Origin of the sequence: Rhodothermus bifroesti (genome assembly GCF_017908595.1) — a bacterium.
Classification (GTDB): Bacteria; Bacteroidota; Rhodothermia; order Rhodothermales; family Rhodothermaceae; genus Rhodothermus; species Rhodothermus bifroesti.
This window is the reverse complement of the sequence record NZ_JAGKTL010000002.1, coordinates 538,466-551,564: the sequence shown is the minus strand read 5'-3', so window position 1 is coordinate 551,564 and position 13,099 is coordinate 538,466. Positions and strand designations below refer to the sequence as shown.

Here is a 13,099-nt window from a genome sequence, read left to right as displayed (position 1 = left end):
GACCCCCTTACCGCTTTTTTAATCCTTTCAGAAGATGTACCTTTACACCCACACCGAGGGAATCCCTATTGAGCATGGCACCACGCATTTGGCGCGTGAGCGAGCTAACGGCAGCCCTGCGCCATATTATAGAGCAGACTTACGATCAGGTGATTGTTGTAGGGGAGCTGTCGGACGTGCGCATCCACAACCAGACAGGCCACTGCTACTTTACGCTACGGGATGAGCAGGCGCAGCTTCCATGCGTCCTCTGGCAGACGCACCTTCAACGACTCCCGTTTCTCCCCCGAGACGGATACCAGGTACAGGTGACGGGTCGCCTAACCTTCTACGAATCCCGAGGCCGCCTTCAGCTGATTGCCATTTATATGCAACTGGCCGGGGCTGGCGCACGACAGCAAGCCTTTGAAGCGCTCAAGCAAAAGCTGGCAGCCGAAGGGCTTTTCGACGAAACCCGCAAACGCCCCCTTCCCCGTTTTCCACGCCGGATCGGTCTGGTAACCTCGGATAGCGGCGCAGCCATACACGACCTGCTAAGCATCTTAGGACGGCGGTTCCCCCTGGCCGAAGTGCTGCTCTGTCCTGTGCGCGTACAAGGGCAAGCAGCCGCCCCTACAATTGCACAAGCCATCCAAAGGCTTAATGCCCTTGCTGAAGATTTGCGCCCCGACGTGCTCATCGTAGGCCGCGGCGGCGGTTCTGCAGACGACCTATGGGCTTTTAACGAGGAAGTAGTGGCTCGGGCTATTTTCGCCTCACGCATTCCGGTCATTAGCGCGGTGGGACACGAAACCGACGTGTCGATTGCTGACCTCGTAGCCGACCGGCGTGCAGCAACCCCCTCTATGGCCGCTGAGATTGCTGTACCTGACCGTCTAGAGCTGGAAGACCACCTCCAACGTCTCTGTCGCTTGCTTCAGGTGCACCTAAAACAAAACATTCGCCAGCGCAAGCATGCCCTGATCGCTTTACTTCATCGCTACGGCATGCGACGCTTAGCCGAACAGCTACGCTATCTTCAAGAGCGGGTGCAAGGGCTGCAGCGCCAGCTTGAGCAGCATGAGCGACAGCTTATTGCACAAAGACGAGAAAACGTGGCGCTACTAGAGGCGCGTCTGGCTGCGTTTGATCCTTTGCGTCCGCTGGAACGCGGATACGTGCGCGTGCGCCGTAATGGCCAGCTCGTCACACGGGCACATCAGCTTCAGGCCAACGACACCGTGGTGCTCGAGTTTTACGATGGCCATCACAGCGCACGCATCACGTCCGAAACGCAGGTAAGCTAAAGTTTACTGCATCGTATCTTGCTGCACTGTATCTCCTGGCACCTGCTGCAGCGTGTCCACGGGTGGCTGAACCTGCTGCTCCTGGGTCGTGGGTTCTTGGGCCGTTTCATTGGCACGCCCACAAGCCCCCAATACGCCTCCTGTAAACAGAACCAGTGCAAGAAGACCAATAAAACGCCGCATAGCGAGCCTCCTGTGTTTTGGGTTAAAAATACAGACCAAAAGTTAGGGTACAAAAAAAATGCATTGCAAGACAACTTTTGTCTAAGAAAACTTTCAAAACACAGCCTGCAGCATTTTATTAAAAAAATCGCAAAAACACAAGAAAAAACGCTATGCCCCAACCCATTTTGGTCTCTTGGAGTGGCGGCAAAGACAGCGCCCTCGCACTTTATCGGCTCCTGCAAGACCCCTCCTGGCAGGTAAAGGGCCTGCTGTGCACGATCAGCCAGCCTTACGACCGCGTCACGATGCATGGCGTTCGGCGTGTGCTCTTGGAACGCCAAGTCGCTGCACTGGCTGTAGGGCCACTTTTCCCAATTTATTTGCCCCCGAATGCCTCCAATACAACCTACGAAGCGGCTTGGGCTGAAACACTCCGGCCCCTCCGGAAGCGCGGCGTGTGCCACGTGGCTTTCGGCGATATTTTTCTAGAAGACATTCGCGCCTACCGCGAGCGCCAACTCGCAGCCCTAGACATGACGCCAGTGTTTCCCATTTGGACTGGGCGCCGCGAACGCACGGCCAGTATGGCCCTGCTCGAGACTTTCTGGAAAGCAGGTTTCCGCACGCGTATCGTGTGCGTTGATGCCCGTCATTTGGGACCTGAATGGGCTGGGCGTGAACTTACACCGCGGGTGGTAGACGCACTACCCACTACCGTCGACCCCTGCGGCGAAAACGGCGAGCTGCACACGTTTGTCTTTGCCGGACCGCTGTTTCGCACGCCAGTAGCCCATCGACTCGGACGGCATGTCACCCGGCAAGGGTTTCACTTTCGGGACCTCTTGCCGATAGGCTAGACGGTCTGGGAATAAAGCGGACGATCAGAAGGAACTGAAAGATAGGCGTCAAAAGTCATAGCAACATTGCGGATGAAAAACCGACCGATTTCAGTAACGGTAATGGCCTCCGGGGTGCACACAACCAGTCCGTCGGCTTCTAATGCCCGAAGCTGAGCCAATGCATCGGCGAAATGCTCGGCGAAAGCAATCCCAAAACGGCGCTCGACGTCAGCTATGTCCAACCGAAAGTGGCACATCAGCGACATAATAACATGTCGCCGCAGTAGATCTTCTTCGGTTAGCCTATAGGCTTTACCTACAGGCAACCGCTCTGCGTCCAATGCTGCGTAGTATTCAGGTAGCGTCAGTACGTTTTGTACGTAAGCGTCCCGCAGCTGGCTGATGGCCGAAATGCCAAAGGCATAGAGTTCAGTCCCCCCATGGGTAGAATAGCCTTGAAAATTACGCTGCAGCGTGCCTTCGTCCAGGGCACGGCTGAGAGGATCTTCTGGACGCGCAAAGTGATCCATGCCAATGTAGCGGTAGCCTCCCTCCGTGGTCAGCAGTTCTACCGCACGCAAAAAAAGCTGCAATTTTTCTGCAGGGGAAGGTAGCCAGGCTTCTTGAATGAGACGCTGATGTTTCTTTTTCCAGGGAACGTGGGCGTAACTAAAAAGCGAAATGCGATCTGGCCCTAGCGCAATCACCCGACGGATGGTCTGTTCAAACTGTGCTACCTGTTGATGGGGTAGGCCGTAGATCAGGTCATAGCTGATGCTCTCAAAACCCAGCTCTCGCGCCCAATGGGTAACTTCAGCTACCTGTTCGTAAGGCTGAATGCGGTTGATAGCTTGCTGCACCTTCGGATCCAGGTCTTGAACGCCAAAGCTAATCCGGTTAAAGCCAGCTTGCCTAGCGGCCTCCAGATGCGCTTTGGTTAGCCCGCGCGGATCCGCTTCAATGCCAAGCTCAGCCTTGTCCGCAAAGCTAAAATGCGCCCGTAGCACCTCCATAAGGCCCACAATCTGCGCAGGCGCTAGGTAAGTGGGCGTCCCTCCCCCCCAGTGAAGCTGGACCACCTGCCGTTCAGGGGCTACCCAACGCGCAACCAACGCGATCTCACGCGCCAGATACTTTAAATACTGCGCAATTTTCTCCGGCCGGTGCGTAACCATCATATGGCAGCCGCAGTAGTAACAAAGCGAGCGGCAAAAAGGCAGGTGTACGTACAGCGAAAGCGGGCCTAGCTTCGGCTGCAGATTGTCTTCTTGCAACAGGCGGACTATGGCTTCGGCATCGATATCTGGCCGAAAATGCGGCGCAGGCGGATAGCTTGTATACCGCGGACCTGGACGGTTGTATTTGGTTACCAGCGCAAGCGGGACCTGCATGGCTTACCCTTTTCAGACAAAAAACACTTCAATAGGATTGAGCACGATACGCCAGGCGCCAGGTTCCCCAGCAAAGCAAGTTCACACAAAACGCGATGCAGTGCCCGCCTCTTCGGCCGTTTGCGTGACGCGCCGGTCGCTTTGCCGCTGTTGCAGCGACAGGTAGGTTTCTATCCGCCGCATTTCCAAAAGCGCAAGTAGAAACGAAAGGGTCGATTCAGCCCCCTGGTTTTCGTTAACGCCACCTGCGTGCAGGCCGTCGTAGCACCCTCCAGTAGTGGGATCGTAAAGCGGCATGCCAAGCTGATTGCGTCCAAGGAACCATTCAAAAGCCCGCCGGGCTTCGCGATACCAGCGTATCTGGTGCGTTAGGCGGTAGGCTTCCAGACAGGCTGCTACTGTGGCGTGCGCTTCGATGGGTTGCTGATCGAAAGCAGGTCTTGGCGTTCCACGTACGTAGAATCCGTCGTTGCCGATCGGAGCAAAGTACCCCTGATCATCTTGCTGCACACGAACCAGCCAGTCCAAGGCCTCCAGGCCGGCTTGCACCCAATCCGATCGACCTGCGGTTTGGCCCGCAACAATCAGTGCATGCGGCAGATGCGCATTGGCATACGTTAGCCGATCTTCAAACCAGCACCAATCGTCGTGTTGATTTGCCCGATAGCATTGGTAAAGCTGGTCGGCTAACGTCTCGCGGGCCTGTTGTGCCGTACGGTCTCCGTAGAATCGCCGTAGGTATTCCTGAATGCCCAGAATAGTTAACGCCCAAGCACGCGGACTGGTAAACGTTAACGTCTCCGGCAAGGCTGCATGAAAAAGCCGGCTGGCGAGTTTCCAAAGACCAGGCCGGCGTGACCATCCTACTACCCAACCCAGTCCCCAAAGCGCCCGGCCATGGCTATCTTCAGATCCGACTTCTTCAAGCCACTGGCGACTGTAGGCCAGAAAGTTGCGAAAGCGGCGAGTTTCTGGATTAAAGGCGTGCCAAAGAAAGGCGAGGTAACGCGTAGCGAGCTCAACGGCTTCTGGCACGCTTTTACTTTCCAGTTCATCGAGTAGTACAGCAACAATAAGGGCACGTGCATTATCATCGGTCGTATAGCCTTCATTGTAATTGGGCACCGTGTAGGTAGCATGTTGCAGGATGCCTGTATCGTCCGTGAGCCGTTTGAGATGGTCGAGCTTAAGCATAGGCAGTTCATCGGGACGCTGGCCAAGCGTGGGCATTGCCACCCTGGTGCGGCTTGTCCCAGCTTCACGAGCTCGCCTAAAGCTTTCTAAGTAGCATCGCGCCACTTCAGGCCAGATCATATGGCGGCTGTAAAGATAGGCGCGCTTGCGGATTGCATGGCGCTCGATCTCATCGTCCAAGAGCCGATTCACTGCCTTGGCAATTGCTGCTGCATCCCGAAAAGGGACCAAAATGCCGCGGCCCTCAGCCAGCAGCTCTTCGGCATGCCAGTAAGGCGTCGAAATCACCGCCTTGCCACAACCTACCGTATAGGCCAGCGTACCCGAGGTAATCTGCTCACGGTTCAGGTAAGGCGTTAGGTAAATGTCAGCAGCACCGATGAACTCAACCAGCTCTTCGTTGCTAACAAATCGGTTGTAAAAAATCACCTGCTGCTCAACGCCCAGCTCCCGCGCGCGCCGTTGCAAAAACAGCCGATAGGTTTCGCCTTCATACTGGCGTACATGCGGATGCGTAGCCCCTAGCACAATGTAGACCACATTTGGATGGCGCTCCAAAATGGCCGGCAGGGCCTCAATGACGTACTCAATGCCTTTATTACGAGAAAGCAACCCAAACGTGAGCAGCACCGTCTTGCCTTCAACCCCAAAACGATCCTTGTAGAAGTTCGGGTCAACGAAAGGGACCTCTGGGATGCCGTGGGGAATGAGGTCAATTTTCGCTTCTGGAACGCCATAGATCGTCTGCAAGAATTCCTTACCCCGCTGCGTCATAACCACCAGGCGATCCGAAAGCACCGTAAGCTCTTCCATAACTGCTCGCTGCTCGGCACTAGGCTCGCGTAGAATCGTGTGTAGCGTGGTGACCACAGGTACGCGCAGCTCGCGCAGCAGCGTAAGCACATGACTACCTGCAGGACCTCCAAAAATGCCGTATTCATGCTGCAGGCATACCACATCTACATCGTTAATGTTGAGAAACTCAGCAGCCCTGCGGTAGGCCGAAAGGTCCTCTTCCGCAATCTCAAAACGCACACGTGCAGGATAGGCGTAGCCTTCGGCACGGTCATTAATCGGTACCGCAATGCAGCTTAGCTCTGGCGCCACTGCAGCAACAGCCTCACACAAGTCTGTGGTAAACGTAGCAATGCCGCACTGCCGGGGAAGATAGTTTCCAATAAACGCAATACGCCGCAAACGAAAGCTTTCCATAAGTACCTGCAAAGGATGCGCTTAACCAACGACAGGAACTACTTTATGTAGAACACTTCACAGAGGAACGTTCCTAAAAAAACGGCAAAACGGCTGGCTTAGCGCCAGCCGTTGCCAATTTGTAACGACTTTACTTAAACCAATCGGGCGTGCAACTCAATAGGCACGCTCGCCAGTGCTTTCGAAACGGGACACCCATTTTTGGCGGCCTCGGCATGCTCACGAAATGTGGCCTCGTCTAGTCCCGGAGCTTCTACCTCGGTATGCAGCTCAATTTTGGTAATTTGGGCACCATCTTTCATCTCCAAGTGCACCCGAGCTTCCGTTTGCACCCGCTGGGGCACGTAGCCCGCCTGCGCCAACCGATTGGCTAATGCCATGGAAAAACATCCCGCATGAGCCGCTGCAATAAGCTCCTCAGGATTGGTACCCGCCCCTTCTTCAAACCGAGAAGCAAACGAATAAGCCCCCTCAAAAGCAGGGCCTCGCCCAAAGGAAACACGCCCATTCCCCTCCCGCAGATTACCGCTCCAGACAGCCTGTGCTTTACGAATAGGCATAGTCCATGATAGGTTTGTGGAACATGTTGACTTTTTAATTAGGGGAATCCCTTCTAAAAAAGCAAGTACAAAACAGATTTGTTACAAAAATGTGGGGGCCTCTGGCAGAGGCCCCCACGTAAGCTACTTAAACACCAGCCAGCGTTTTTGTCCGCTCAGTACTCAGCGGATTGGTACCGCAGCTTAGACATTTATAATGACCGCGCAGCGCCTCGACCTGCCAAGGTGTGGATTTGCCGCAAATCGTGCAATAGCCCCAGTAGGTGTAGGCCGGAAGAGCCATCGCATAGGCCAACTGCGTAAGCTGCGTCTTCAACGTATGCCAGAGCCGTTTCATGGCGTTGCTTTCCTCCTTTAGATTGTTTGCTTAGGAACGAGTCATTCTACGAAAAGCCCATAGCACAGATTCATTTCCGGAAGCTGCAAGCGTTTTCGATACAATTATTTAACAGAAACGCTTTCAATAAGTCTTTAGGGAAACCCTAACCGCGATGGTGTTTTTTATTAAAAAAAAGCCCTGCTATGCCTTATCCTAGCTTAAAAGATGATGGGCGGTGCGTTGTGCTCGATCTGCACGGTGCACGCGTTGAGGAGGCCCTTGCCCTAGCCTTACGTGTGGTTGCCGCAGCCCAAAGCCGAGGGCGGGCCCAAGTGCAGCTTATTCATGGGAGCTCGACCACCGATGCCTATGGTCTGCGGCGCACGATCAAGCAGGCATTGCATCAGGCCCTCAAAGAAGGGCGATTTGCCCCTTACGTCACGCAGGCATTAACCACGGATGCGGCACTTATTTTGTCTCTGGATGTAACGGCCAGGCCGGATCCTCAAAGGCTTCAGCTTGCCGAACTTTGGCCAAGGTAGCCAGCATGCTGTATTTTCAAAGCGGGTCCGCCGATACTTTACCGAAGGGAGCTTTTGCTGATTTCGGCCATATATTGTGCTTAAAATGAAGCCTATGATGGAGCGTCAGCAGTTGTGGCGGACGGGCTTGGTGGTCCTACTTGTGGCTACCGTCACAGCCAGTTTTACACATTGGGCCATCGCCTTGTGGCGGTATTTTACTTTGCCTACGCCTGCTTCTTCAGCAACTGTCCCATCGCCTGCGCCTAAGCCCACTACTCCTCCAGCCCCAACACCGCTTACCTTGGGAACCTATGCAGCCGATTTGCATCCGGATGTGCGCTATGGACCGTATTTTACTGGTGCAGCCTCTGCAACAGATCCTATCGTAGCAGCTCCCCTGCTGCCTGCTTTTCAGGCATTGCTCACCCAGTACACCCTTCGGCAAGCTGTAGACGATAACTTTACGATTCGCATCTATGACAGCCGTACAGGCCGAGAGCTCATCCGCTATGAGCTTACCGACTGGCGCCAGCGCTATGACGAACAGGGCAAGATGGACTGGGATGCTGTCGATCGGGTTCGGCGTGAAATCACCCGTAACCTACTCGACGACTTTGCAGCCCGTGGATTTGCACGCAGCGCTCTCCAAGCTCGCTGGGGACGCGCCACCCAGGTGCAGGAAGCTTTTCAGCGTGCTTTGCCCTATTTAGAATACGAAATCCGCTTGGCCCGATCTTTAAACCTGAGCTTGCTGAGTACAGCCGTTAGCGTTGTTGAAACCTTTAACGATGATCGGTTGGTCTCGCCTGCCGGTGCGCGCAGCCGCTACCAGCTCATGCCCTACTTGCTGCGCCAATATGGCATCCATCACTACAAACTGCCTACAGCCTACGGGAACACCCTGCAGGTGGCAGAAGAATGGCATCCTTTACTGGTTATGGAACCGGCCTTTCTGGTTATGCGGGGGTATACAAACGCTGTAGGTCATGAAATTCCTGGGCTTTCGGCGTATCACACAGGACCAGCGAACCTTTTCCGCATTTATCGTGCCTTCCTCACGGAAGGTACACGGTACTTGCAAGCCGGCACGACCGTAGTCGACGCTTACATCTGGGCCCTAACGGAGGGCTTTGCCCAACTTACAACAAACACTTCGTTTCGAAACTACTCGCGTGGTTACGTACCTTCGCTGTACGGGACCGTCCGCGCTCTTGAGCATCTTCCGCTGGACACCAGCCGTACTGTACAAGCTGAGCTGGTGCAAGTTGTCGCTCAGCAGCCCTTCTACCTCAGTGACTTGCTTCATGCCTTAAGACAAGCAGGTGGCGACACGCTGAATTGGTGCGTTGCACCTAAAGGCACAAGCCTCTATCACCGCTTCCGGTTACTGAATCCCCATTTTCAGTTGCCGCCCAGCACAGCAGGGCAAGGCGTACCTCCCAGCGGCGACATTCGTTTTGCACGTAGCGCACAACAGCCCCCCATCCGCTTCTTTCTTCCCTTAGGCGCAGTAGAGCGCCTGCAGGCAATGGGCTTTACTGGACTGCAGTTGCTCCGCCGCTATGATCACCAAACCTATCACCCAGCAGAATTGCAAGAAGCAACCAACTGGGATCAAACCTACGCCCTGCTTGTCGAAGATATTGGCCATTTTGGCTTTACGCACGCCAATCGCGCCCTGCTCGACAGCCTCGTTGTTCGCTTTGAAGCCCTCGCAACCCAGCATCCCACACCTTATCGCCTACGCCAGCTCCAAATTATTCGGACACACGCACGGCTGTGGCAATTTGAGGCTTGGCGCCAGCTGGCGCAAGCCGCCGAGGCCGCCACTGGGCGACTCCGCCTACCTGCACGCCCACTTGAAAACGCACTGAACAAGTAGCTTTTAAGGATTAGGCGCGGCGTTTGTCCTCGGAATCCCCACCTGGTCCCATAACACCGAAGCTTCCCAAGGGCCTTTCTGCTGACTTGCCGCGCGAACCGCTGCTACTTCTTCTGGCGTTACGGGATCGGCCTTGTTGCCAAAGTTTTGGCGAACAAACGTCAGCACAGCCGCAATCTGGTCGTCGCTTAAAAACTCGTGGGCTGTCATTACATTGTTGTAGACCTGATCTCCTACGCGCATTTCTCCTTGCACGCCATGCAACACCAACCGAATCAGCCTTCCTTTATCTCCCTGAATCCAGGCATTAGGCGTCAGCGGAGGATAAATGTTCGCCACGCCCTGACCGTTGGGCTGATGACAAGTAGCACAATATGTCTGATAGACCTGTCGTCCAAGCTGCGCGAAACGATCTTCAGCGTTGCGCGGCTGTCCTTCCGACTGACAAGCCATCAGCAAAAGCCCAAAACTCAAGACGTACAACTTACGCATAACCGTGTAAAGACTAGCTAGCCGAATCATGGTGTAAAAGTTAGTGCAACGTGACAAACCGCGCCTATTGCGGTGGCGTTTTCCTGAATTGTTTATCAAAAGCAATCTGTGAATAAAAGATGGGAGCCTTTTGAGCCCGGAGCGGTTTTCCTCTTGGTGTTTTTCACAAAATTACCTTCCATGCTATGGCTTTTTCCCTGAAAACCTATGCCCTGGGTTTTACCTTGGGCGCAGTGCTGGCCACTGCAGGTCTAGCACTTTACAGTCATTGGCAAAACGCATCAGCTCAGCCGACCCTTACGGTATTCAAAAGCCCTACCTGCGGCTGCTGCACTAAATGGGTCGAGCACATGCAGGCTGCAGGCTTTAAAGTAAAGCTCGAAGACGTGCAAGACATGAGCACGATCAAAACGCGGTTTCAGGTACCTCCCAAACTGCACTCTTGCCACACAGCGCTGGTGGCGGGCTATGTGATTGAAGGTCACGTACCGGCTGCTGAGGTCTGGCGCTTGCTCCGCGAAAAGCCTAACGTAGCTGGCCTGGCCGTCCCTGGCATGCCCATTGGCTCGCCAGGCATGGAGCAAGGAAATCGGCAAGATCCTTATGAAGTGCTCACGTTTACGACCGCAGGTCAAACGCAGGTATTTGCTCGTTACGGTAGGCAAGAATAAACCATGGAGGAAACGCTGCCTTTCAGTCCGCCAGCGCTCTACACGCTGGCCGCGTTACTGATGATTGGTGGCGCTGGACTACTTTGGTTTGCGCGATACCTAAGTCCAAAACGACGCCTAGAAGGGGCTGCTGCTTGGACCGGCGCAACGTTTGGAGCTGTAGTTATTCTCGCTGGTCTGGTACTGGCTACCCTGACGTATACCCGCCATACCCAACCAGAAGCTCTCCTTCCCCCGGGTGCCGTAGGTCGGCCTGCACCAGAGCTCCGCTTCCGGCTGGTAGCTACTGATGAACCGCGCACCTTGGCCGACTACCGCGGCCAGATTATTGTGCTCAACCTGTGGGCTACCTGGTGTAGCCCTTGCTTGGAAGAAATTCCTGAACTCAATCGGTTTCAACAGGCTTACCGCGATCAGGGTATCGTGGTGATCATGATCTCAGACGAGACGCGACAGACGATTCTAGAGTTCATGAAAGATCACCCCATCGAGGCCGTTAGTGGCTATCTGCCTCAAGATACGCGTTGGCCTTGGCCATACAATCGCGTTGAGCAAGCCCGCCCTACCACGTTTATCATTGACCGCGAAGGGATCATTCGCGCAACCTGGCCTGGTGCAGCCAATTTTACCCAATTTGAAGCTGCTGTTTTAGAGTTGCAATAACGGAGATATACTATGAACCCAACACCCTACTACTTTGCCCGCACGCTGCCCCTAAGCCTTGAAGCAGCCGAAGCACGTGTGCGCGACCTGCTGCAACAGGAAGGCTTTGGCGTGCTTACCGAAATCGATGTGCAGGCTACGCTAAAAAAGAAGCTCAACGTTGACGTGCGCCCTTACAAAATCTTAGGCGCTTGCAATCCGCATTTTGCCCACCAGGCCCTGCAGGCCGAGCCTTACATTGGCACAATGCTGCCTTGCAACGTGATTGTGCGCCAAACCGAAACAGGGCAAACCGAAGTGGCAGCCATCGATCCCGTCGCCTCAATGCAAGCCGTAAACAACCCGGCTTTGCGCAGCATCGCTGAGCAAGTGCGCGAGCGATTGCGCCACATTGTCGCTCAGCTCTAAAGCAGACCTATACCCACGCTGTAGGCTCGGGCAAACGCAGCGGTGGCAACGCCGCTTCAAGGTCACGACGATGCGGCTCCAACCAAGGGGGCAACACCAAACGCATACCCAGATGCGCCAGATCTTCATCCCGGCCAAAACCAGGGCCGTCGGTAGCCAGCTCAAACAGCACGCCCCCAGGCTCCCGAAAGTACACCGAAGTAAACCAAAAACGATCAACCAGTCCGCTAGGGCGCAGCCCTGCTGCCGCGACAAGGCGCCGCAGCCGATTTGCAGCTTCAACATCAGGCACACGCCAAGCTACGTGGTGCACCCCCCCACGGCCATCGCGCCCAGAAGAAACTCCAGGCAACACCTGTACGTCGATAAGCTGCCCCGGCGCGCCTTCCTCAACAGCATATCGATACCATGCCCCTTCCTGAGCAACTTGCCGAAAGCCCAAAAGCCCGAGTAGCACCTGCTCTGTAGGTTCCAAAGCACGCTCCCAAAGTCGCACCACATAAAACCCACGAAGCTGGTGCGCTGGCGGCACCGGGCTTTTGTCCCAAGGCACAAACGGCCGCATCTTCTCAGTTCCTATCAGGGCCAGCTGCAATCCATGGGGATCCTGAAACGAGAGGGCCTGCTCTCCAAAACACGTTTCCACCAAGCTGTAGGCCACGCCATAACGCGCCAAGCGCTGCTGCCAGTAGGCAAAGCTTTCGGACGGCACAGCAAAGACCACCTCCATAATCCGTCCCGTGCCGCTTCGCGCCGACGATAGGCTAGGCTGTGGGAAAAAAGTTAGACTTGTGCCCGGCGTTCCTACCCCATCAGCATAAAACAAATGGTAGGTTGTGGGATCATCCTGGTTTACCGAGCGCTTGACTAGGCGCAACCCCAGCACACCCACGTAAAAATCCACGTTCTCCTGAGCCGGACCACAAAGCGCCGTTACGTGATGAATGCCGTGCACGCCCATACCTGGAGCCGATTGGTACAACGTACCCCCTCATAACCGAATACCATAACGCTTGTTGCAACAGAAACTGCGACGTATGCGCTACGTAATCGCTGTGCTGGTCCACGAAGGCGGATCGCTGGCCGGAAACGACCCGGCACCTGCCTCCTCAACTTCATCTATAGAGACCCCGTCGGCCAATGTGACAATCAACATGCGACAAGGATGGCTGCCTGGAATGTGCAGACGATGTCCAGCGCCATGGAGGTCTTCAAAAAGCACCACAGCCCCTGGTCCTAAGCGGTGCTGTTGGGCGTCTGCGACCACCACGTCGAGCACGCCTTCCAGCACGATCAGCAGCTGACGCGCTTGCACAGGTCCCCAATCATGAGCCTGTCCGGCAGGCGTTTCTAAAAACTGGATATGTTTAGCCGGCCAACGCTTAGAAAACAACCCTTCTGGCCCAGCATTCCGAAACATAAGCTCCAGTTGCCCAAAAGCCGCCTGTCCATCGGGACGAGTGTAAACGCGTATAAGCTTCATGGCTTTCTCC

At 55.0% G+C, this 13,099-nt stretch carries 15 protein-coding genes; 7 read left to right on the top strand and 8 right to left on the bottom strand.

Annotation, left to right across the window (positions count from 1 at the left end; genetic code table 11):
* Window positions 1–74 precede the first annotated feature (74 nt).
* Window positions 75–1,286, top strand: coding sequence for an exodeoxyribonuclease VII large subunit (xseA, locus tag J8E65_RS06140; protein WP_210374753.1), 1,212 nt, complete (start codon window positions 75–77; stop codon window positions 1,284–1,286).
* Window positions 1,287–1,289: 3 nt separating this feature from the next.
* Here the strand turns inward: xseA and J8E65_RS06135 are convergent, their stop codons facing one another.
* A complete protein-coding gene (locus tag J8E65_RS06135) occupies window positions 1,290–1,469 on the bottom strand; it encodes a hypothetical protein (protein ID WP_210374751.1) in 180 nt (59 codons plus the stop codon).
* Between the two features lie 152 nt (window positions 1,470–1,621).
* Between J8E65_RS06135 and J8E65_RS06130 the strand changes: the two genes are divergently transcribed.
* The gene (locus J8E65_RS06130; protein ID WP_210374749.1) at window positions 1,622–2,308 is read left to right on the top strand and encodes a Dph6-related ATP pyrophosphatase; all 687 of its coding nucleotides are present in this window, start codon (window positions 1,622–1,624) and stop codon (window positions 2,306–2,308) included.
* Here the strand turns inward: J8E65_RS06130 and hemN are convergent.
* From hemN to J8E65_RS06110, 4 genes are all read right to left on the bottom strand, one after another.
* Window positions 2,305–3,681: an oxygen-independent coproporphyrinogen III oxidase gene (gene hemN, locus J8E65_RS06125; RefSeq protein ID WP_210374747.1), complete on the bottom strand. Its 1,377-nt coding sequence runs from the start codon at window positions 3,679–3,681 to the stop codon at window positions 2,305–2,307. The genes J8E65_RS06130 and hemN overlap by 4 nt on opposite strands.
* 81 nt (window positions 3,682–3,762) lie before the next feature.
* Window positions 3,763–6,087, bottom strand: a complete 2,325-nt coding sequence (locus tag J8E65_RS06120) for a glycosyltransferase family 4 protein (RefSeq protein ID WP_210374745.1) — start codon at window positions 6,085–6,087, stop codon at window positions 3,763–3,765.
* Window positions 6,088–6,221: 134 nt separating this feature from the next.
* Complete coding sequence (locus J8E65_RS06115; RefSeq protein WP_210374743.1) at window positions 6,222–6,647, bottom strand: OsmC family protein; 426 nt, start codon at window positions 6,645–6,647, stop codon at window positions 6,222–6,224.
* Window positions 6,648–6,774: 127 nt separating this feature from the next.
* The gene (locus J8E65_RS06110) at window positions 6,775–6,984 is read right to left on the bottom strand and encodes a hypothetical protein (RefSeq protein ID WP_210374741.1); all 210 of its coding nucleotides are present in this window, start codon (window positions 6,982–6,984) and stop codon (window positions 6,775–6,777) included.
* Between the two features lie 185 nt (window positions 6,985–7,169).
* Here J8E65_RS06110 and J8E65_RS06105 point away from each other — a divergent pair, with 185 nt between their 5' ends.
* Both J8E65_RS06105 and J8E65_RS06100 read left to right on the top strand, forming a co-directional pair.
* On the top strand, window positions 7,170–7,508 hold the full coding sequence (locus tag J8E65_RS06105) for a Smr/MutS family protein (protein ID WP_210374739.1): 339 nt from the start codon (window positions 7,170–7,172) through the stop codon (window positions 7,506–7,508).
* Between the two features lie 94 nt (window positions 7,509–7,602).
* Window positions 7,603–9,372 carry a hypothetical protein gene (locus tag J8E65_RS06100; RefSeq protein WP_237181705.1) on the top strand — a complete coding sequence of 590 codons (1,770 nt, stop codon included), beginning with the start codon at window positions 7,603–7,605 and terminating at the stop codon, window positions 9,370–9,372.
* A 3-nt stretch (window positions 9,373–9,375) separates the two neighbouring features.
* Here the strand turns inward: J8E65_RS06100 and J8E65_RS06095 are convergent, their stop codons facing one another.
* A complete protein-coding gene (locus tag J8E65_RS06095; protein ID WP_237181704.1) occupies window positions 9,376–9,894 on the bottom strand; it encodes a c-type cytochrome in 519 nt (172 codons plus the stop codon).
* A 155-nt stretch (window positions 9,895–10,049) separates the two neighbouring features.
* On the opposite strand from J8E65_RS06095, the gene J8E65_RS06090 reads away from it, so the two are divergent.
* The 3 genes from J8E65_RS06090 to J8E65_RS06080 are packed head-to-tail and all read left to right on the top strand — an operon-like array spanning window position 10,050 to window position 11,606.
* Window positions 10,050–10,535: a DUF411 domain-containing protein gene (locus J8E65_RS06090; protein ID WP_210374737.1), complete on the top strand. Its 486-nt coding sequence runs from the start codon at window positions 10,050–10,052 to the stop codon at window positions 10,533–10,535.
* A 3-nt stretch (window positions 10,536–10,538) separates the two neighbouring features.
* On the top strand, window positions 10,539–11,198 hold the full coding sequence (locus J8E65_RS06085) for a TlpA family protein disulfide reductase (RefSeq protein WP_210374736.1): 660 nt from the start codon (window positions 10,539–10,541) through the stop codon (window positions 11,196–11,198).
* Window positions 11,199–11,210: 12 nt separating this feature from the next.
* A complete protein-coding gene (locus J8E65_RS06080) occupies window positions 11,211–11,606 on the top strand; it encodes a DUF302 domain-containing protein (RefSeq protein WP_210374734.1) in 396 nt (131 codons plus the stop codon).
* A 7-nt stretch (window positions 11,607–11,613) separates the two neighbouring features.
* Here J8E65_RS06080 and J8E65_RS06075 read toward each other — a convergent pair whose 3' ends face one another.
* Complete coding sequence (locus J8E65_RS06075; RefSeq protein WP_210374732.1) at window positions 11,614–12,567, bottom strand: ring-cleaving dioxygenase; 954 nt, start codon at window positions 12,565–12,567, stop codon at window positions 11,614–11,616.
* Between the two features lie 81 nt (window positions 12,568–12,648).
* Window positions 12,649–13,089: a cupin domain-containing protein gene (locus tag J8E65_RS06070; RefSeq protein WP_210374730.1), complete on the bottom strand. Its 441-nt coding sequence runs from the start codon at window positions 13,087–13,089 to the stop codon at window positions 12,649–12,651.
* Window positions 13,090–13,099: the final 10 nt, after the last annotated feature.